Origin of the sequence: Rhizobium sp. RAF56 (genome assembly GCF_052113965.1) — a bacterium.
GTDB lineage: Bacteria > Pseudomonadota > Alphaproteobacteria > Rhizobiales > Rhizobiaceae > Rhizobium.
In genome coordinates this window covers 1-21,011 of the sequence record NZ_JBFRDU010000010.1, presented here as the reverse complement: position 1 = coordinate 21,011, position 21,011 = coordinate 1, and the positions used below count along the sequence as shown (strand labels likewise).

Genomic DNA, 21,011 nt, shown 5'->3' with positions numbered 1-21,011 from the left:
GAAGCCCGGACAGGCATGCGATAAGCGTGTTGTTATTCACTTGTACAACAACGATGGGCAAGACCATGCGCGACTCCCGCCACGACATTCTCTTCCAGCCGGTGGCCATCGGGCCGAAGGTTGCCCGGAATCGCTTCTATCAGGTGCCGCATTGCAACGGCATGGGCCACCGTGAACCCTCTGCGTTGGCGGGCATGCGCGGCATGAAGGCGGCAGGCGGCTGGGCCGTCGTATGTACCGAGGAGGTCGAAATCCACCCCTCGAGCGAGGTGGCGCCCGCCATCGAGGGCCGGATATGGGAAGAAAAGGACATCTTCGCCCATGAACGGGTCGTCGAGGCCATTCATGCCCATGGAGCCTTGGCGGGGATCGAACTCGTCTACAACGCGCCGCGCACCAATCTCACCTCCCGTATGGTGTCGATGGGGGTCCGCAGCGGGCCGGTCAACTCCGAATGGCTCGAACCCCAGCAGGCGCGTGCCATGGACAAGGACGATATCCGTGCCGTCCGGCGTTGGCACCGCAATGCGGCGCTGAGGGCAAAGAAAGCGGGATACGACCTCATTTACGTCTATGCAGGCCATGGCCTGACGCTGACGCAGCAGTTTCTTTCTCGCGCCGTCAACGACCGGACCGACGAGTACGGCGGTTCGCTCGCCAACCGGGTGCGCTTCCTGAGGGAGCTGATCGAGGACACCAAGGAGGCGGTGGGCGACGCCTGCGCCATCCCCGTCCGCATGGCCGTCGAGGAAAGCCAGCTGGTACACGGTCTCGAGCGGTCGGAAATCGAAGACGTTATCGGCATGATCGGGGAACTGCCGGACCTGTGGGATTTCTGCATGGGATCCTGGTCGCGCGATTCGCGCACGGCGCGCTTTTCCGGCGAGGGCTTCCAGGAACCCTTCGTGCGCGGATTGAAAGCGCTGACCACCAAGCCCGTCGTCGGCGTCGGCCGCTTCACGTCGCCCGACGCGATGGTCGAGCAGGTTCACTCGGGCACGCTGGATTTCATCGGCGCGGCGCGTCCGTCGATCGCCGATCCGTTCCTGCCGAAGAAGATCGAGGAAGGCCGCAGCGACGATCTGCGCGAGTGCATCGGCTGCAACATCTGCGTCGCAGGCGACATGCAGTCCGTGCCGCTGCGTTGCACGCAGAACCCGACGATGGGCGAGGAGTGGCGCCGCGGCTGGCACCCCGAAATCATTCAGCCGAAGGCGCGCGACGCGAGGGTGCTGGTGATCGGATCCGGCCCGGCAGGGCTCGAGGCGGCCCATGCGCTGGGAAAACGCGGCTATGAGGTAACGCTCGCCGAGGCGAGCGAGGAACTGGGCGGCCGCGTGCGGAAGGAAGCGTCGCTGCCCGGGCTCCGCACATGGCAGCGCGTCGCCGACTATCGCATCGGCCAGATCGAAAAGCTGTCAAACGTCGAGATCTATCCGGCGAGCACCATGACGGCGGACGACGTTTTCGGCTACGGCGCGACACATGTGGCACTCGCGACCGGTGCGCGCTGGCGGCGTGACGGGCAGGGGCGCCAGCATCCCTATGGGATGAAGATCGCGCCGGACGCCTCGGTTTTGACGCCGGACGACATCTTCGACGGCATCTGTCCCTCAGGCGATGTCGTCGTCTATGACGACGACCACTATGCGATCGGCGGCGCCATCGCGGAAAAGCTTGCCGCTGCCGGCGCGCGCGTCACGCTGGTTACACCGGCCTCGCTCGTCTCCTACTGGACGCACAACACGCTGGAACAGGCTTTCATCGAGCGGCGCCTGATCGACGCCGGCGTTCGTGTTCTTGTGCGCGGGGAAGCGGACGAAATCCGCAACGGCGTCTTTGCCTACACCGACGGACTGACCCGGCAGAAAACGGAGCTTGCCTGCGATCACGTCGTCATCGTCGCATGCCGCCAATCGGTCGATGGGCTCCTGACTGATCTTATCGCCCGCAAGGCGGAATGGTCGGACGCCGGCATCGAGACGGCCCGCGTCCTCGGCGATGCGCAGGCTCCGGGCATGATCGTTCACGCTGTCTACGCCGGCCATCGCTTTGCCCGTGAACTCGACACCGTGATCGATCCCGATGCCGTTCCCTATCTCAGAGACCTGCCGCGTTGAGGCACGGATCAAAGCCGCTCCATGCTGAACGTATTTGGTAAGAGCGCTGCTTAAAGGCTTGAATGTTTTTAATGAAATCGGCTTGCGATGTCAGTTCGCAAGCTGCATTTTTGGCTTTGCCTGAGGTAGGTCGGGATCGTCCTGCGAATGAATTCGGCCTTAGCCCCGGTGGCCCTTGGCGATCGGCTCCTGGTAGGAGAAGCCCATGTCCCAGGGGAAATAGATCCAGGTGTCCTGGCTCACTTCCGTAACGAAGGTGTCGACCGTCGGTACGCCCTTCGGCTTGGCGTATACGCAGGCGAAATGCGCTTTCGGCAGGAGCGCACGCACCTCGACCGCGGTCTTGCCCGTATCGGTCAGGTCGTCGATGACCAGCACGCCTTCGCCGCCGTCGGTTGCCAATTCCGGCGCGATACCCTTCAGAAGGTTCATTTCGCCCTGGCTGACATAGTCGTGATAGGAGGCGACGCAGACCGTCTCGATGAGGCGGATATTGAGCTCGCGGGAAATGATCGCCGCCGGAACCAGGCCGCCACGCGTGATGCAGACGATTGCCCTGAAGTTGCGGTTGAGGCCCGCAAGGCGCCAGGCGAGCGCCCGGGCGTCGCGGTGAAATTGATCCCATGATACGGGAAATGCTTTATCGGGCAGGGACATGGCTCTGGGCTCCACGATGCAAGATGGCTGACGCGCAGGCAGCGCCGGCGCCCCGACCAGAGTCCGCCACACTCCGCCTTTGCAGGCACTCTGTCGGTCGCTGCAATTAGCTGAATTCGCGACCAAAAGGCAAGGGCGCGCTAGCGGGCGAGCAGCGTAAGCGCCGTCATCGAATGCAGGAGCGTCCTGGTGGTGCCGCCGAAGATCATCTGCCAGAGCCGCGAGTGCGTGTAGGCGCCCATCACGAGCAGGTCGATGCTGCTGTCGGAAAGACGATTCTCGATGACGCTGGCAGCCTTGTCGGCGCTCTCCTGGGTCTTGTGGGTCGCCTTGATCCCATGGCGAGCGAGCGCCGCGGTGATGGCAGCACCCGTGGCGTGAAGCGCATGGCTGCCGGTATCGACCGGCTCGACGGAGAAGATTTCCACTGAGTCGGCCCCTTTGAGGAAGGGCATGGCGTCGAAGGTGGCACGCGCGACTTCCTTCGATCCGTTCCAGGCGATCAGCACGCGCTTGATCGGCTTCGGCTGCTTGAAGATATAGGGAATGAGCAAGACGGGCCGGCCGCTCTCGAATAGAAAGCTCTCGACGTCCACATGGGCATCGGAGGGCTTGGCCGGGTCCGGCTGCACGGCAAGAACGAGGTCGGCGCTGCGGGCGTGCTCGAGGAGGGGATGCGAGCCGTAGCCGACGGAGGTCGCGTAATTCAGCCATTCGAACGAGGCGGATTTGCCTTGAGCTGCCCTGCGGAAACGCTGCTCGATGTCTCGTGCTTCCGCGCGCGCCATATCCTGCAGGGCCTGGACAGCCACCGGATCAGGAATTTCCATCGGCACCACGAGAGGGACGGCGGAAATGACCTCCGCATGCATCCCTATCACGTGCGCGCCGTGCGTTGCGGCAAGCGCCAGCGCGAAATCGGTGGCGATATCGGTGTTTTCGGGCGTATCCAGAATGGCAAGTATGGTCTTGTAAGACATGTCTGCTCTTTCTTCGCTATGGACCGGCTTTGGCGCGAAACGCCGACCTTCCAATACCTCGAACCGGTGTCCGGCCCGTTGACCTGGATCATGCTTTGGTTTTTTGAGCTGGATTCATCCGAATCCAGCACTGCTCACGCCTCCGCCGATCTGTTCTCCTTCGTCCTTGACGCGCGTATCGCCTCGATCATGGCGCGCACTTCGTCGGCTGCGGCGTCAAGTGGTGCCTGCGCGCGGGCGCGCACGACGATTTCGGTCGAAAAGGACTGGCCGACATAGCGCGGATAGGAGCCGATGCTGGTTTCGGGGTTCGCCTTCTGAATCGCCGCGAGCGGCGTGCCGATATCGCCTTCACCGAACGGGCAGGAGATCGCCACCGACAGCATGCGCACGCCCGACCGGAGCGTCGGCACGACATTGTCGAGCATGGCCTGGAAGACCTGGGGCACGCCCGCCATGACAAATACATTGCTGATATGGAAGCCGGGGGCGGTGGACACCGGATTGTCGATATGGGCAGCGCCGACCGGCATTCGGGCCATGCGTTGGCGTGCCTCAGTGAATTCCAGCCCGCGACGGGCGTACATTTCGCCAAGCAGCCGCATCGCGTCCGCATCGTGCTCGCAGGCAACGCCGAAGGCCTTGGCGATCGCATCAGCGGTGATGTCGTCATGGGTCGGCCCGATGCCGCCGGAGGTGAAAACGTAATCGTATGCTCCCCGCAGGGCATTGAGCGCCGCCACGATCGCTTCTTCGTCGTCTGCAACGATTCGGACCTCCTTGAGGTCGATCGCGGCAAGCTGAAGAACGTCCGCGAGATGTCCGATATTCTTGTCCTTGGTGCGGCCGGACAGAAGTTCGTCGCCGATCGCCAGCATGGCAGCGGTGACAATATGGTCGTTGGTCATGAGAAATCCGTCGATTGCCGATTGTCAAAAATAGGTAGCGCTGTTTGAGCCGAATGCAAACACCGCATGCCGATTGCTTGGTTCTGAATTTTGAAACTGCAAGCGCATTTTCGTTCGCTTCCGTTGAACAGTCCGTTGCCGTTTGTCTGTCCTGCGCGGCGGGATTGGTGCTGCTAGAACCTCCCGGCTTTCAACGATTTTGAACAAAGGAAATGTCCATGGCCAAGGTTCTCGTACTTTACTACTCCTCCTACGGTCACATCGAGACGATGGCATACGCCGTTGCCGAAGGCGCCAAGTCCGCTGGCGCCGAAGTAACCGTCAAGCGCGTTCCCGAACTGGTTTCGGAAGAGGTCGCAAAGGCTTCGTACTTCAAGGTCGATCAGAGGGCCCCGATCGCCTCGCCGGAAGAGCTCGCCAGTTACGACGCCATCATCGTCGGCGCTGGTACCCGGTTCGGCACGGTCGCCTCGCAGATGCGCAACTTCTGGGATCAGACCGGCGGTCTGTGGGCCGGTGGCCGGCTCGTCGGCAAGGTGGGCTCGGTCTTTACCTCGTCGGCAACGCAGCACGGCGGCCAGGAATCGACGATCCTCGGCTTCATCCCGACCCTCCTGCATCACGGCATGACGGTCGTCGGTCTTCCCTATGCCTTCCAGGGCCAGATGGGCCTCGATGAGATCAAGGGCGGCTCGCCCTACGGTGCTTCGACGATCACCGGCGGCGACGGCTCGCGCCAGCCTTCGGAAGTTGAACTCGAAGCGGCAAAGTTCCAGGGCGCGCACGTGGCAAAGATCGCCGCCAAGCTCGCCTGAGATCTAGCACTCTGAAACGTTGCGAGGCGCGATCGAAAAGGTCGCGCCTTTCAACACACGGACTGCAAACGCCATGCGCTTGCCTTCACAGGCGCAGGCTGTCGTCCAGCCAGACCCGGAAACCGCCCCGGAAGGCGTTGTCGTTGTTGCCCCGCCGGCACTTCGGTGGCAGTTCCTTGAGCCGTTCGACATTGCCCCCGCCGATGACGATGTAGTCCGGCAGCAGGGCTGCGGCCAAGCGTTCGGAGACGTCGAATACCGACTTTCGCCATTTGCCTTTGCCTCGACGCTCCAGGCCGCGTTCGCCGACATAGTCTTCGAAGGTCGCCTTCCGGTAGGGCATGTGCGCTAGTTCCAAGGGCATGCACACGTTCTCGGCGATCATCGCCGAGCCGAGACCGGTGCCGAGACCGAGGAAGAGCATGCGGCCCCCTTCATAGCTTCCGATCGCCTGCATCAGCGCGTCGTTGACCATCCGCACGGGCTTGCCGAGGGCTGCTTCGAAATCGAAATTCTTCCACCCCGGCCCGAGGTTGAACGGATCGGCCGCGGCCCGGTGTGCGGCAACGGGACCAGGGTATCCCATGGCGACGACGTCATAGCGCCAGTCGGCCGTGAGATCGCTGAGCGCCGCTACCATTTTGGCGGCCGTCATCTGGTGACCCGATACGACCGCTCGCCGCTCGCTGCCACTGCTGAGTTCCACCTTCACGTGCGAGCCGCCGATATCGACGGCAAGGACAATACGGTCGGCCGTCGCGGCGCCCGCTTTCGGCTCGGCATGGTCGAGTGTTTGCTCCGCTGCCGCTACTTCAGTCATGTCAGGCATGTGTCGCGCTCCTCTCCCTGCCGTGCACCGCAGTCGTTCCGGCGCCGCCCTATCGGGCGCGATATCGGCGCTGGCTGTCAAGCCCAAGCGCATTGCGGATCGCTTGATTTCAATTCGCGGATGGCTCACTGAAGAGAAGCGCGTACTTGAGCGGAGGATCAGAACTTGGCCTTTCCGACATTGCCCCCCGGTTCCATCGTCCCGCCCGGTGCTCCCGGTATCGAGCCTCGCTGGACCTCAAGCGACAAGAGCGCGGTCGGCACCGCCGCCAGCGCGGCAAGCCCCGTCTGGTTCACGGCGAGCCACGGCATTCTGAACGAGATCTATGCGCCGCGCCTCGATATGGCTTGCGTGCGCGATTTCGGTTTCATCGTGACGGCCGACAGCTATTTTTCCGAGGAGAAGCGCGACGCCGATCATAGGGTGCAGGCGATCGAGGACGGCGTTCCGGCTTTCCGCCTCGTCAATACCGCCCGCGACGGCCGGTATCGCATCACCAAGACCATTCTTTCAGACCCGGAGCGCGAGGTGGTGCTGCAGGACCTCCGCTTCGAGGCGCTTATCGGCGGCCTCTCAGACTATCGGCTGCATGCCCTGGTAGCGCCGCATCTCGTCAACGGCGGCGCCGACAACACCGCATGGTACGCCGATTTCAAGGGCAGGCAGGTTCTCTTTGCCGAGGGCTCCGGACGCGCGCTCGCCGTTGTCGCCTCCGTGCCCTGGCTCGCGCGCTCGGCGGGCTATGTCGGCGTTTCCGATGGCTGGCAGGCGCTGTCGCGAGGCGAAGGGCTGAGAGAAGAATACCGCTGTGCCGCCGCCGGCAACGTCGCGCTGTCGGGAACACTCGACATCGAGGCGGGCGAGGGGCGGGCGCTGATTGCCATCGGCTTCGGTACCCAGCCGGAGGAGGCGGCCTTCCGCGCCATCCTCAGCCTGGAACAGGGCGTCGAGCCGGCGCTGAAGCATTATCGGAGCGGCTGGCGCGAATGGCAGCGCGGCCTGCTTGCGCTGGACGAGCCCCATGATCGGAGCCAGCTCAACCGTTACCGTGTCAGCACCAGCGTGCTTGCCACCCATCGTGACGATGCGTCCGGCGCCATCATCGCCAGCCTTTCCATCCCGTGGGGCTTCAACAAGAGCGACGACGACATCGGCGGCTATCACCTGGTTTGGACGCGCGATCTGGTGGAAACCGCAGGCGGGCTGCTCGCCGCGGGTGCTCGGGCCGACGCGCGCTCAGTGCTCGACTATCTCTCCGCGATCCAGGAAGCGGACGGCCATTGGGTGCAGAACGCCTGGCTCGACGGCCGGCCCTATTGGCACGGCATTCAGATGGATGAGACTGCCTTTCCCATCCTGCTCTACGACATGCTGCTTCGCGCCGGCGTGCTCGACGCGTCGGAGGCTGGCCGATATCTGCCGATGATCGAGGCTGCTGCCGCCTATATCGTCGTCAACGGCCCCGCCACCCAGCAGGACCGCTGGGAGGAGGATGCGGGCTACTCGCCCTTCACGCTTGCAGTCGAAATCGCTGGGTTGCTCGCGGCCGCCGACGCGGTGGAAGCGGCCGGCAGACTAGCCGCGGCGCAATATCTGCGCGAGGTGGCAGACGGCTGGAACGAGCGCATCGAGGAGTGGACCTACGCCACAGACACGGAACTGTCGCGCCGATTGGGCGTAGACGGTTACTACGTGCGGATCGCGTCGGCCACGGAGGGCAGTTCTTCGCTCGGACGAGACTTCATCCCGATCCGAAACCGTGACGACGGCAGCGCTGTCCTGGAGGCTGACTTGCTTCTGAGCCCCGACGCCCTGGCGCTGGTACGGTTCGGCCTCCGTGCCGCCGACGATCCGCGCATCCTTGGGACGGTCGCGGCGATCGATGCGGAGTTGCGGCGCGATCTTCCCGCCGGACCCTACTGGTACCGCTACAATGACGACGGCTATGGCGAGCGCATCGGCGGCGCGCCCTTTGCCGGCAGCGGTGTCGGGCGGCTCTGGCCGCTTCTGACCGGCGAGCGCGCTCACTATGAGCTTGCGGCTGGGCGGCCGGACGAGGCGCGGCGCATGCTGGCGGCACTCGAGGCGTCGGCAAGCGACGGCGGGCTGCTGCCCGAGCAGGTCTGGGATAGCGACGACGTGCCTGAACGCGAGCTATTTCTCGGCCGCCCCTCCGGCAGCGCCATGCCCCTGGTGTGGGCTCATGCGGAACATATCAAGCTGCTGCGCTCGATCCGCGACGGCGTGATCTTCGATATGCCGCCGCAAACCTTTGCCCGCTATGTTGCCGTTAAGCCGGCGCCCGCGCCTTTCGCCTGGCGGCCGACCGCCAGGCGCGACGGCATTCCGGCGGGCCGCGACCTGCGCGTCGAACTGGCGGAGCCCGCCCTGGTGCACTGGTCTACCGACGGCTGGGCAACCGCTACCGACAGCCTGGCCCACGACACGGGTTTCGGCACCCACGTCTGCGATCTGCCGACGAAGACGCTCCGCCCGGGCACGATCGTCTTTACAATCTTCTGGACAGACAGGCAGATCTGGGAAGGCACCGATTTCACCATCGAAGTGGTTTGAACCGGCGACGCGCTCCTTGAGCGCTTTGACTTGGTGGCTCGTGCGTTGCTGCTTTTCTGCGAAGGGCCGAGCCGTTCATCTGACGGCTTGGCTTGCTCGAATCTCGGCCATGGCAGCCGCGTGTTCGCCTAGAACAGGCGCTGGTAACGGCCCGTAATCACTACAATTTTAGCGAATCAGCAAATATTTTCTAGCTAATGCATAACCGGCTATATCTTGCCGGTTAACAGACTATTGCATTTACCCGGCACTCATAATTCATAGCGTCCTGTATTAGAAAAAGGTGTTACGCTATGTCCAACGAAGAGCCGCGCATTTCGACTGTCGACAACGAAGACGCGTCCCGCGACTTTCTCTCCCCGATCCGGGAAGAGGCCGATACGCATGCTTCGGATGCGCCTCAGATGGAAGTAGCGCAGGCCACCGGCAATCAGCAGCCTCCGGCGGGCGAGCCGCAGTTGGCGCCGCACGCCACCGAAATCGTTCCCGACCAGAACAATGTCGCCCATCTCGCCGGGAACGTCTCGGTCGATGATATCCGCGTCGAGGGCGCGAACCTGGTCCTCGTCCAGGCGGACGGAACGGAAATCGTCATCGTCAACGGCGCACTGCATGTGCCGACCTTCCTGATCGGCGACGTGGCGTTGCCCCAACAGGCGGTTATCGCGGCGCTCGAACAGAACCACGTCAACGTTGCCGCGGGTCCGGACGGCTCCTATTCGGCAAGCGCCTCGCCCTCGAGCTCTGGTGCCGAATTCGAGGATGGGCTCAACCAGCCCGACGACCAGCCGCCAACGCTGGCAGCGCTGCTGGAGGATACGCAGCAGCCAGACGGCCTGGGCGCAGGCCCCGAGGATGAAAGCTTCAACCATCCGCCGACCATGGGTGCGCTTGGGCCGCTGGTTTTCCAGGATACTGAAAACGATGACGCGTTTTCGACCTTCGTCGGCCAGCTTCCCGGCTCCGACATCGACAGCAACAACGTTCTGATCTACAGCGTGAATGGCGGCCAAGCCCTGGCAGGGAATGCCGCTTACGACGTGATCAAGGCCGGCGTCTACGGCACACTATACCTGAACACCGCCACCGGCGCTTACAGCTACGTGCCGAACGACGGCGCGATCGAAGCGCTGAAAACCGGCCAGTCGGAAAGCTTTACGTTCACGGTTGCGGACAAGTCGGGTGCATCCGCTTCGCAGACCTTCACGGTCAACCTCAACGGCGTGAACGACACGGCGACCATTTCCGGTTCGGCTACAGGCGCCGTTGTCGAGGACGGCAAGGTCGAAGGCGAAGGCAAGACCGAAGGCGACAAGCTCCACGCCGAGGGCGTGGTGGTCGTGAGCGATCGCGACACTCAAAGATGGCGGCAACGCGCTTGAGCTGGGCGACGCCTCGGCGAAGGGCAACGTTCTGACCAACGACACCGACGTCGACGAGGGCGATACCAAGACGGTCGTCGGAGTTCAGGCCGGCGACAGCCACGGCGTCGATGTCAGCGGTCACGTCGGCAACGTGATTGCCGGCACCTACGGCATTCTGACGCTGAAGGCGGATGGCAGCTACACCTACCTGCTCAACAATCTCGACAGCGACACCCAGCATCTGGCGCAAGGTGCGCACGGCCTCGACACCTTCACCTACACGGTGAGCGACGCCAACGGCGCGACGTCGACGACGACGCTGACGATCACCATCGACGGCACCAATGACGCGCCGGTTGCCTCGCTGCAGTTTGCCGGCGTCAGCGAAGGCGTGTCGACCGCCGACACCTCGACGGCAAGCGGCAATCTTCTGGCAGGGGCCAGCGACGTCGATACGGGCGCGGTTCTCACTGTCGCCAACGTCAATGGCCATGCAGATGACGGCGAAGGCGTGGCCGGTACCTACGGCACGCTGAGCTGGAATGCGGAAAGCGGCGGCTATACCTACGCACTCGAAGGCCGGCGCGACGGATGTCGACCACTTCACCGTCCTGACCGTCGCCAACGTCGACGGCCACACCAGCGGCTCGACCGGCGTTGCCGGCGAGTACGGCAAGCTGACCTGGAACGCCCTGTCCGGCGCCTACAGCTACAAGCTCGACAACAGCAAGGCGGCAGTACAGGCGATCGCCGATGGCGAGACCAAGAGCGACGTCTTCAGCTTCACCGTCCGCGACCAGTATGGCGCCGAGAGCATCCAGACCCTGACCATCACCGTCAAGGGCACCAACGATGCGCCAATCCTCGCTGGCAGCAACAATCTACCGCCGATCAGTGAGGATCCGCAGGCCAACCAAGGAACGCTTGTCAGCACGCTGCTGAATGGCCACGCCTCTGACGTAGACGGATCGCCGGCAGGCATTGCGGTCGTCAATCCGTCCAGCACTGGCGGGCATTGGGAATATAGCTTCGATAGCGGCGCGCACTGGAGCATGTTGTCCGCCAGCGCCAATTCCGCGCTCGTGCTCAGTCTCGATGCCTACGTCAGGTTCGTTCCTGATATGAACGTTCAGACGACGACGTCGACTGACCCGCAAACCAAAATCGCCGAGCCAACCCTCACCTTCCGTGCCTGGGATGGCAGCTCCGGCGCGCAAGGAGATCATGTCGACTTGACCGTTACCGGATCGACTGGCGGTACCAGCGCTTACAGCGCCGGCACGGCCTCCGCGTCCGTGGCGATCACCAACGCCGTCGACCACGTGTTTACGTCCGAAGCCGACGCGGTAAACCTGCACGTTCTCACCAACAATCCATCCCAGGACGGGAACTGGTTCGAGGACAACAACTACCTCGATGCGAAGGATGGCGACGACACGGTCTTTCTACCGGATGCCGGAAATGGTCTGGGGGCCAAATACGCGCAGCTTTTCGCGGATGGCGAAATCTTCACTGGCGGCACCGGCAACGATACGATCGTCGGCGGCGACCTTGACGACCGCATCAGCGGCGGCCTCGGTGCGGACAACCTGCAGGGCGGCGGCGGCAACGACAGCTTCTTCCTTGGCCAGGACGTCACAGGGTCGGGCACGCGTACGTTCGAACTCGGCGACGGCACGACCCGACAGATCAGCATCGATGGCCTCGCGGGCACCGCGGACATCACCTCGGGCGGCGCCGGCCAAGACACCATCAACCTCGATAGCGCCGGCACGCCGGGCTATGTCTACGACACCTATTCGGCTCCCGGCTACATCTCCGGCGTCGAAGCTATCAACGGCACCGCAGGCAACGACGTCATCCTGGTGAGCAGCGGCTACACGAGCGACGCCGTCGGCGGCGGCATTGTAATCGATGGCAAGGACGGCAACGACGCGATCGGCGGCGGTGCTGGCAACGACACCCTCTATGGCGGCGAGGGCAACGACCTCCTCTCCGGCCTCGGAGGCGACGACCTGTTGAAGGGGGGCGCTGGAAACGACGAGATCTGGGGTGGCCAGGGCAACGACACGCTCTCTGGCGAGGAGGGCGACGACAGACTGATCGGCGGCGCCGGCGACGACGTCATGGATGGCGGCAGCAATTCGGCTGTCAAGTTTACCGTTCCTTTGACGCCGTCTTCAGATGGCGCGGCATCGATCCTGGCGTCGGTCCATGGCGGCGACACTGCCGACTATTCCGGTTCCACCGCCGACATCATTGCAAATCTGGCCAACGTTGCCGCTGTCTGGCCGACGGCGATCGGCGCCCATACGGCGACCGGCGAAGGCACGGACACCCTGACGAACATCGAGAACGTCACGGGCGGCTCGGGCAACGACATCATCTTCGGCGACGACAACGCCAATATCGTGATCGGCGGCGCAGGCACCGATCAGATCTTCGGCAATGGCGGAGACGACCTGCTTTACGGCGGCAACGACAATGTTGCCGACTTCATTCATGCTGGTGCGGGCAACGACGTTGTCGTCCTCGGCGACGGCGGCGGCGTGGTGAAGGGCGAGGCCGGCAACGATCTCATCTACGGCGGCTCGGGCAACGACTGGCTCTATGGCGACCAGGATGGCCCGCACGATGCGACAGGCGATGGAAACGACACCATCTTCGCAGGCGCAGGCAACGATTACATCGAGGGCAACGGCGGCAACGACACGCTCTATGGCGAAGACGGCGACGACACGATCGTCGGTGGGGCCGGCAACGACCAGCTTTTCGGCGGCGCGGGCAACGACACCTTCCTTTATCAGCCCGGCAATGGGGTATCCATCGTCGGCGACGGATCCGACACGATCGATGGTGGCGATGGCGACGATCTCGTGCGCATCCAGCAACTGTCGGCCGAACAGAACCGCTACTACGTCCAGGCCAGCGCGACAGGCTTCAACGTCACGGCCGACCACTACGGACTGGGCACTCCTGATGTTCTGGCGCTGGCAAACGTCGAAAGGCTGGAAATCGACGTCAAGGGCAACGAACAGGTTGTCCTGAAGGGGAACCTGACGGGTCTTTCGGTCGACGTGGAAGGCAACGGCGAGGGGAGCGGCATATTCCTCAACGAGCTGCAGTCGATCACGTCCGTGACCGGCCATCTCGGCGCCGGCAATGACGAAGTCTACGGTGGCAATCAGGCAACCGGCGCTGTCATCGACGGCGGCGCCGATACGGATTGGCTGCACTACGAGTTGGTGAACGGCCCGGTCTCCATCGACCTTGCTGCCGGCACGGCCGTTCGCGGCGCTGTGACCGACACAGTCACCAATTTCGAGAATGCCACCGGCACGAACGCCTCGGATGTGCTGCTTGGTACCTCGGGAGCGAACGTCATCAACGGCGGCGTGGGCAACGATGTCATCGAGGGTCGCGGCGGTGCGGATACGCTTGATGGTGGCGACGGCGACGACCGCATCACCGCCGGCACCGAATTGCTGGCAAACGGTGGCTTCAAGGGGCCGGCGGAAGTTATCGTCGGCAATGGGTCTCAGATCGCGGATCTGGGCGGCGGCTGGAGCGTAACGCAGGGGAGCGTGGACCTGGTGGTCGCAGGCGCCAGCCTGAACGCCACGACACCGGCCGGGATGAACATAGTCGACATGCAGGGCGTGTCCAACGGCACGATCTCGCAGACCTTCGCGACCGTCGAAGGCCAAACCTACACGGTCAGCTTCCTGCAATCGACGAACCCGGACCTGCTGACGCACGGCTCGGGCATGACCTCGGGGGTATTGGTCAGCGCCGGCGGGAGCTCTGAGAGCTTCTTCGACTATGCGGCAGCCGGGGCAACCTGGGAAACGCTTTCCAACACCTTTGTCGAACGCACCTTCACCTTCACGGCGGGGGCGGGCTCGTCAACGACACTCAACTTCTCCGCACTTGGCGCGGACGGCTCTTACGGCTCGCTCATCGGTGAAGTTTCCGTCAGCCAGGTTCCTCCCGCCGCAGTCGACGGCGCACACATGTACGGCGGTGCCGGCAACGACATCCTGACCGGCGGCGCCGGCAACGATGTTATCGACGGCGGCATCGGCAATGACCTGATCCGCGGTGGTGCCGGCAACGACACGATCACCGGCGGCACGGGTGACGACTTCATCTCCGGCGGAAAGGGCGACGACATCCTCTCCGGCGGTACCGGCAACGACACCTTCTCCTACACGGTCGGCGACGGCAATGACCGTATCGACGGTGGCAGCGAGACCGGCTCGGCCTATCCGAACTACGACGTACTGAACGTTGTCGGGAACACCGAGGCACGCACCTTTACGATCGGCGAACTTCCGACTTCCGACAGCGGCAACATTGTCACGGCCGACGACAAGGCTGATCTCACGATCGCTATGAGCGGGACGACCGAAACGATCCGCGCCGACGAGATCGAGCATGTGGTCTTCGACCTCTTCGCCGGCGACACCGTCGTCTTCGGCGATGTCAGCCAGACGGCGCTTGCCGCCACGACCATCGTCGTCAACAGCGGCGCCGGCGACAACACCTACGACTTCCGCAACTTTTCGGGCGGTGTCGACGTTGTCATCAATGACAGCGACCGGGTGACGTCTGGCGATACCGACCTCATGCAGCTGTCCGGCAAGTGGACCGACTGGACGGTGACGCAGAATGGCGACGCCTATACCCTCACCAACGGCACCGTCATCATCACGACGACCAACGTCGAACAGTTCTTCTTCGCGGCGGACAATAAGACCATTGCGTTGAGCGAACTGGCCAACACCGCGCCGCAAGCCGAGGACTTCCACGGCGGCACGGTCACCGAGGACGCTTCGACGACGCCTTCGACGACCGATAGTGCGGTTTCCGACGGTTCGGTGTTTGCTCATGTGACCGACACTAACAGCCTCGACAGCAAGACGGTGACCGCGGCCGGTGTGGCCGGTCAGGCGGCAACGGCGCTCGGCGCCGGCGGCGAACTCACGCTGCAGGGAACCTACGGGACGCTCCTTATCCATGCCGACGGAAGCTATCACTATAGCCTCAACGACCAGGACGCCGACACGAACGCGCTGTCTCAGGGCCAGCAGGCCGCGGACGCCTTCACCTATACGGTGACCGACGCACACGGCCTCGCCAGCACCGCGCAGCTGACAATCGATATCGTCGGCACCAACGACGCGCCGGTGATCAGTATCCCGACGGACGAGACGACCAGCTCGAGCATCATCTCCGGTGCGCAGGTCGTCACTCGGTTCCTTCCTGAAACCGACGCCGGCCTCTCGGCCAATGGCACGCTGACTGTCAGCGATGTCGATGCGGGCGATGTCGTGAAGGCGCACGTCCTTTCGGTCACCGGCGGCGGCGCGGGCTACGATCTTGCAGGCGCGGCATCCTTCCTTACGCTTTCCAATGAGACCGTGCTCGACGGCTCGTCGCACACCGGCACCTTGGGCTGGACCTTCAATTCCGGTAGCGAAGCCTTCAATTTCCTGCCGGCCGGCTCGGAAGTGCGACTGAACTACACGATCGAGGTTTCCGACGGCAAGGGTGGCATCGATACGCAGGTCATCAGCATTCTCGTCCACGGCACCAACGACGCGCCGGTGATCACCGTCCCGCAAGGGCCGCTCGCGGTTAACGAGGACGCGCCGCTTGTCATAACCGGCCTTTCCATCAGCGATGTGGATGCAGGTTCGTCTCCGGTCACTCTGACGCTGTCCATCGCAAGCGGCACGCTTTCGGTCGCTTCCTTTAGTGGGGTCGGTGTTGCCGGCAACGGCAGCGGAACCGTCGTGCTGACTGGCAGCCAGGCAAACATCGACGCGGCCTTGGCACAGGCCAACGGTCTAACGTTCAAGGATGCGCCGAACCATAGCGGATCGGTCAATCTGACGATCACGGTCAACGACGGAAGCGGCAGCGCAAATGCCATCTCCACATCCACGGTTGCGATCAATGTCGCGCCGGTCAACGATGGCCACGCAGCGCTCTCGATCAGCGACACGACGCATGCCACGGGTACCCCGACGGTCGGAGATACTATCACTGCCGCACTTGGCGCCGATCCCGATGGCGCGGCTTCGGGTGTCGTCTATCACTGGCTGAGGGACGGCCACGAAGTATCGCAAGGCTCCGGTTCGACCTATGTCCTTGGTTCCGGGGACGTTGGCCATACGATATCCGCCTTTGCGACATACACGGATGGTCAGGGATGGTCGGAACAGACCGACACGGCAGCGCTGACATCGGCGGTTGTTTCGGCAAGCCAACCGCCGGTCGCCTCTGACGTCACGATCATCACCGATGGGGACAACGGCAAGACGATATCGATCCCTTATGCTGCGCTTCTCTGGAACGCTCATGATCCTGACGGGCATACGCTTTCGGTGACCGATGTAACAGGCAGCAAGGTTTCGCAGCAGAGCGACCCTGTTCAGTTCCACCTCACCGGAAGTTCGGATAGCTTCACCTACAATGTCTTCGATGGCGAACAGAAAACCGCGCATCCGGTGACGGCGACTATTGCCACGACAGGGCTGACGGGCACTTCAGGCAACGATATCATCGTCGCCTACGACGATGGGCAGCACCAAGGACATAGTCACACGCTAACCGGGAATGACGGCAACGACGTTCTCGTCGGTGCGACTGGCGGACAGAATACTCACAATGAGATGTCTGGCGGCAGCGGCAACGATCTGTTGATAAGCGGCGGCAACAACGACAACCTGCATGGTGGCAGCGGGAACGACGTTCTGATCGCCCACAGCGGCAGCTACAACATCAACATGGACGGCGACGACGGTGACGATACTTTCGTTATCGATCAGAGCAGCGGCACCATCAACCTTCACGGCGGTAACGGCAATGACATGCTGGACCTGTCGCACCTGGAATCGGGCGTCACCGTCGCGCTGCCGCAGGGCAATCTCTACCTTTCGGGCCTGCATGTCGCCTACGACAGCATCGAAGGCGTGATCGGCACTCACTACAGCGACACCCTGACCGGCAGTTCCTCGGCGGACACGCTGATCGGTGGTGACGGCGACGACACCCTCAGCGGTGGCGACGGCGACGACTTCCTTTACGGCGGAACGGGCCACAACACGCTGACGGGGGGATCGGGCGCGGATACGTTTGTTCTCGACGCTTCGGCGCTCAGCAAGATCGGACTTGCCGACGTCATCACCGACTACAAGGATGGCCAACACGACGCATTGGATGTTTCGAAAATTCTCGATACGCTGCTCGGTCACCAGGCGACCGAAACGGAAGCATTGGCGAGCATTCGCGCCACCGCCAGCGGCACGAACGGCGCGGACACCACCGTCAGCGTCAACAACAACGGTAACTGGCATGATGTAGCGGTGCTTCAGGGCAGCGCCACGGCGGTCAAGATCCTCTTCGACGACGATCATCATGCCACCACGGTGCCGCACAACTGACGCCAGCGGCAAATCAGCGAAATGAAAAAGGCGCGAGAGCGCCTTTTGTTTGCTGACAAAGCAGTCCTTTTTGCGAGCGCGTCCGTTTCTCCGTCCTCCCGGCCTCGAGCCGGGATCCAGACGCGCCGCGTCGGCGGCGGGAAAGACTCGTTTTGCGCGCAAGGACTTGCGCGCGCTGGACCCCGGATCGAGTCCGGGGAGACGGCGGATAGCGGCGCAGTCCTGGTAAGCCGTCAGGGTTTGTCAGCAGTCTGAAGGCGCGAATGCGCTCGCGAAAGCGCCTTTTCCCTTGTCTGAATTTCCAAAGAAACGAGACAGGTTTTGGGACTGCGGCAGGCATGACAACAAATCCAGCGACAGCGGATCCGCGCACGTCTGCTCAATCGTGATGCGCTTTAGGCAGGCGGCAATCGGCTGAGCGGCAAGGCGCCGGCCTTGCTGCGTCCGGCGAACGCGGTTTCGTCCGCGAGGCGGCGGATGCTGTTGAAATCGGGTGCACCTTCGAACAACGCGCCGCCGATCTTGACGTCGATATCGAGCGGCGTTTCCTCAGCGGCAAAAGCGGTCTGCGCGAGACGACGACGGATGCGTTCGCCGATGTCCTCGGCGTTGGCAGCGGTCGCGCCGGGCAGGAAGACGCCGAACTCGTTGGTGGCCAGCCGCGCAATGAGGTCGCCGCTGCGGACTGATGACTGGATGATGGCTGCCAGGGAATGCATGACGCTATCGGCCCATTGCGACCCGAAGCGATGGCTGATGTCGTCCAGTGCCTCGACCACGACCGCGATCATGACGCCGCCGCTGTCGTCGCCGACGAGCTTGCGGCGGTCGACGTAATGTTCGACCGCGGCTGCGAACGCGGTGCCATTCAAGGCGCCGGTCGTGGCGTCGTGGCGAACGGCATAGTTAACCTTGCTCTGCATGCGTTTCAGCTCGGCGTCCTTGAATCCCAGGGCCGATAGCAGCGAAAATGCCACAGAAAACGAAATTAAGCAGACGCTGATTAATCCTACCAAAAATGGCTTATCAGGTATGATTAGGTTTAGGCTAAGTAAAAAGCCGACGGACCCTGCAGAAACGCCAATCGCGCTGAAGGCGGCGGCCCGGAAGTTGCGCTTGGCGGTGGCTAAGGAGTAACGCTTTCGGAATTGCATGGTGGAACCGCTATCTGTTGCTCGATCTTTCGTCAACTAAGCAGGTGCAGGAAAAGGCCAGGTTAACGAAACCTGTAAAAACCTTAACTTGAATTTGCTGCTGGGTGGGTTAACCGTTTTTCCAGAAGCGCGCTTAGGCCACTGGATGTATGTGAAAACAAAGGTATTACTTATTTACCGGATTAGACAATTCGGTATATGAGTAGCCCAAAATGAATCAATTGGGGTTGAGGGGCACTGGTCTTGTTGAACGGCAAAAGAATTATCGCGGTCTTATCGGCCAGCGTTGCTTTGAACTTTGTATTTAGCGCTGGCGCCGATGCAATGTCTCTTCAGCAGGCAGTCGACAAGACGATGAAGACGAATCCTCAGATTTTGCAGGCTGCGCAAGATCGGGAGGCGGTCGAGTTCGAACTGCGTCAGGCGCGGGGGCTTTACTTGCCGTCGATCGACCTGGAAAGCGGCCTGGGGCGCCGCCGGCTGTCAAACGCTACTTCCGGCAGCCTCAGGTCTGACAGCGACTATCTGTCTCCCTCCAGTGCGAGCGTGACGATCACGCAGACGCTGTTCGACGGCGGCAACCGCGCGGCGGAAGTCGCAAAGCAGGCGTCGCGCGTCGACGGTGCTTCCTTTCGGGTCAATGAGCGCTCGGAAGCGCTGGCGCTCGAAGTAACGCAGGATTACCTGGAGTATATTCTGCAAACCCAGATCGTTGCCGCCGCCAAGCAGAACGTGGCCTTCCACAACCAGATGGTCGGCGACATCAACGAGAGCATGAAGGGCGGCGCGCTCACCGATGCCGACCGGCTTCAGGGCCGCGAACGGCAGCAGGCAGCGCAAGCGCGCCTTCGCGAAGCGCTTGAGGAGCTGGAAGCCACCAAGATCCGCTTCCTGAAAGCTGTCGGCGAGCCGATCTCCAATCCGCAGACGCCTCCCTCCGTCGCACGCTCTCTCCCCAAAACCCTGGACGACGCCATTTTCGTCGCGCAGAAGAACAGCCCGAAGGTCTATTCCGCGAAGGCTGACATCAATGCCGCGGATGCGGGCGTACGCGGCGCACGCGCCAACTACATGCCGAAGATCGATCTCGAGGGCACTGCCCGCGTCGGCAACGATGTCGATGGCGACGCCGGTAACACCAACGACGCGCAGGTCGGCGTGGTCGCGCGCTGGAACCTCTATCGCGGCGGCATCGACGTCGCTCGCGAGCAGGAGCAGATCCGTCGCGCCACCGAGCAGCGCTATGCGCTTTCCCAGACCCATCGCGAGGTGGAAGAGTCCGTCCGCTCCGCCTGGAACGAGCGCGCAAGCCGCAGCGATCTCGCGGGTATCCTTACCCAGCAGTCCACGACCAACGCCCAGCTGGTGACGTCCTACCGCGACCAGTTCAAGATCGGCCAGCGTTCGCTGCTCGATGTCCTCGACGCGCAGAACACGCGCTTCAACACCGATGTTCTGGCAAAGACCGCGCGGGTCGCCTCGCTGTTTGCGGAATACAAGATCCTGGCCGCCTCCGGCAGCCTGCTGCAGACGCTGAAGTTGAAGCCTGTCGACCAGGCAACGCCCTATGCGGAAAAGGAATTCGCCGTTTCGGAGAAAGCCAACCCGGGATACGTCGAGCTTAACTCCCACCAGAAGGCTGGTTTGCCGATGGATCTGCTGGCGCCCATTCGCTAGCAGCATCCGGCCAGACAAGGAACGACGTTGAACGCAGCAGTTGAGACTTCGAGCGGCACTTCGCTTCAGACATTCAAGGCCGCTTTCCGGTCTGTCGCTGCGTTCTATGGTCGCCCTAGCTCCGATACGGTGCTCTTCTCGGGGTTGCCCGACGAGATCACCGAATCGCTGGAGCTCGACGATGTCGAGCAGTTGGCGGAGCGCATCGGCCTGCAGGTCATCAGGCATGACGAGCGCGATTGCCGTCTCGGCAATTTCGACTGTCCGGCGATTATCGCATTTGCCGACGGCGGGGTTCTGCCGCTGCTGGAAGTGGCCGACGACGGTTCCTATGTGACCGATATCGTTCCGGTCGCCGGAAAGCCGCTGACGCTGTCGCCGGCCGATCTCGCCGGCCTGAAGCCGCGTGTCGCCTTCGCCTTCACGCTCTACTATCAAAACGCCTCGGAAGAGGCGCTGGTCGGCAACGCCGTCGAGATCGA

Annotated in this window: 11 protein-coding genes and 2 pseudogenes; 8 read left to right on the top strand and 5 right to left on the bottom strand. The window is 62.8% G+C overall.

Annotation, left to right across the window (positions count from 1 at the left end; translation table 11 throughout):
• The first annotated feature begins 65 nt into the window (after nt 1–65).
• Nucleotides 66–2,120 (top strand): oxidoreductase, encoded by a 2,055-nt coding sequence (locus AB4048_RS10385; RefSeq protein ID WP_442201873.1) that lies wholly within the window; start codon nt 66–68, stop codon nt 2,118–2,120.
• Between the two features lie 159 nt (nt 2,121–2,279).
• Here the strand turns inward: AB4048_RS10385 and gpt are convergent, their stop codons facing one another.
• The 3 genes from gpt to AB4048_RS10370 form a co-directional block, all read right to left on the bottom strand.
• Nucleotides 2,280–2,777, bottom strand: a complete 498-nt coding sequence (gpt, locus tag AB4048_RS10380; RefSeq protein WP_442201872.1) for a xanthine phosphoribosyltransferase — start codon at nt 2,775–2,777, stop codon at nt 2,280–2,282.
• A gap of 140 nt (nt 2,778–2,917) precedes the next feature.
• Nucleotides 2,918–3,757, bottom strand: coding sequence for a universal stress protein (locus tag AB4048_RS10375; protein WP_442201871.1), 840 nt, complete (start codon nt 3,755–3,757; stop codon nt 2,918–2,920).
• A 134-nt stretch (nt 3,758–3,891) separates the two neighbouring features.
• Nucleotides 3,892–4,665, bottom strand: a complete 774-nt coding sequence (locus AB4048_RS10370) for a competence/damage-inducible protein A (RefSeq protein ID WP_442201870.1) — start codon at nt 4,663–4,665, stop codon at nt 3,892–3,894.
• 218 nt (nt 4,666–4,883) lie between these two features.
• Here AB4048_RS10370 and wrbA point away from each other — a divergent pair, with 218 nt between their 5' ends.
• Nucleotides 4,884–5,480, top strand: a complete 597-nt coding sequence (gene wrbA / locus AB4048_RS10365) for an NAD(P)H:quinone oxidoreductase type IV (RefSeq protein ID WP_442201869.1) — start codon at nt 4,884–4,886, stop codon at nt 5,478–5,480.
• An 85-nt stretch (nt 5,481–5,565) separates the two neighbouring features.
• On the opposite strand, the gene AB4048_RS10360 is transcribed toward wrbA, so the two are convergent.
• A complete protein-coding gene (locus AB4048_RS10360) occupies nt 5,566–6,300 on the bottom strand; it encodes an ROK family protein (protein WP_442202003.1) in 735 nt (244 codons plus the stop codon).
• A gap of 174 nt (nt 6,301–6,474) precedes the next feature.
• On the opposite strand from AB4048_RS10360, the gene AB4048_RS10355 reads away from it, so the two are divergent.
• The 4 genes and pseudogenes from AB4048_RS10355 (at nt 6,475) to AB4048_RS10340 (ending at nt 17,698) form a co-directional block, all read left to right on the top strand.
• Nucleotides 6,475–8,883 (top strand): glucan 1,4-alpha-glucosidase, encoded by a 2,409-nt coding sequence (locus AB4048_RS10355; protein WP_442201868.1) that lies wholly within the window; start codon nt 6,475–6,477, stop codon nt 8,881–8,883.
• 293 nt (nt 8,884–9,176) lie between these two features.
• Complete coding sequence (locus tag AB4048_RS10350; protein ID WP_442201867.1) at nt 9,177–10,265, top strand: VCBS domain-containing protein; 1,089 nt, start codon at nt 9,177–9,179, stop codon at nt 10,263–10,265.
• A pseudogene (locus tag AB4048_RS10345) lies at nt 10,231–10,755 on the top strand (VCBS domain-containing protein); the annotation flags it as partial. The gene AB4048_RS10350 and the pseudogene AB4048_RS10345, both read left to right, overlap by 35 nt.
• Before the next feature lie 34 nt (nt 10,756–10,789).
• The gene (locus tag AB4048_RS10340) at nt 10,790–17,698 is read left to right on the top strand and encodes a VCBS domain-containing protein (RefSeq protein ID WP_442201866.1); all 6,909 of its coding nucleotides are present in this window, start codon (nt 10,790–10,792) and stop codon (nt 17,696–17,698) included.
• Between the two features lie 395 nt (nt 17,699–18,093).
• On the opposite strand, the gene AB4048_RS10335 is transcribed toward AB4048_RS10340, so the two are convergent.
• Nucleotides 18,094–18,852, bottom strand: a complete 759-nt coding sequence (locus AB4048_RS10335; protein ID WP_442201865.1) for a GGDEF domain-containing protein — start codon at nt 18,850–18,852, stop codon at nt 18,094–18,096.
• A 324-nt stretch (nt 18,853–19,176) separates the two neighbouring features.
• On the opposite strand from AB4048_RS10335, the gene AB4048_RS10330 reads away from it, so the two are divergent.
• Both AB4048_RS10330 and AB4048_RS10325 read left to right on the top strand, forming a co-directional pair.
• On the top strand, nt 19,177–20,529 hold the full coding sequence (locus tag AB4048_RS10330) for a TolC family outer membrane protein (protein WP_442201864.1): 1,353 nt from the start codon (nt 19,177–19,179) through the stop codon (nt 20,527–20,529).
• A gap of 27 nt (nt 20,530–20,556) precedes the next feature.
• Nucleotides 20,557–21,011: pseudogene (locus AB4048_RS10325) on the top strand (type I secretion system permease/ATPase); the annotation flags it as partial.

Excerpts from the sequence above, each read along its gene's own strand:
- AB4048_RS10340 (WP_442201866.1), top strand. The coding sequence starts at position 10,790 with ATGCGGAAAGCGGCGGCTATACCTACGCACTCGAAGGCCGGCGCGACG.
- AB4048_RS10335 (WP_442201865.1), bottom strand. The coding sequence starts at position 18,852 with ATGCAATTCCGAAAGCGTTACTCCTTAGCCACCGCCAAGCGCAACTTC.
- AB4048_RS10350 (WP_442201867.1), top strand. The coding sequence starts at position 9,177 with ATGTCCAACGAAGAGCCGCGCATTTCGACTGTCGACAACGAAGACGCG.
- AB4048_RS10370 (WP_442201870.1), bottom strand. The coding sequence starts at position 4,665 with ATGACCAACGACCATATTGTCACCGCTGCCATGCTGGCGATCGGCGAC.
- AB4048_RS10375 (WP_442201871.1), bottom strand. The coding sequence starts at position 3,757 with ATGTCTTACAAGACCATACTTGCCATTCTGGATACGCCCGAAAACACC.
- AB4048_RS10330 (WP_442201864.1), top strand. The coding sequence starts at position 19,177 with ATGTCTCTTCAGCAGGCAGTCGACAAGACGATGAAGACGAATCCTCAG.
- gpt (WP_442201872.1), bottom strand. The coding sequence starts at position 2,777 with ATGTCCCTGCCCGATAAAGCATTTCCCGTATCATGGGATCAATTTCAC.
- AB4048_RS10385 (WP_442201873.1), top strand. The coding sequence starts at position 66 with ATGCGCGACTCCCGCCACGACATTCTCTTCCAGCCGGTGGCCATCGGG.
- wrbA (WP_442201869.1), top strand. The coding sequence starts at position 4,884 with ATGGCCAAGGTTCTCGTACTTTACTACTCCTCCTACGGTCACATCGAG.
- AB4048_RS10360 (WP_442202003.1), bottom strand. The coding sequence starts at position 6,300 with ATGACTGAAGTAGCGGCAGCGGAGCAAACACTCGACCATGCCGAGCCG.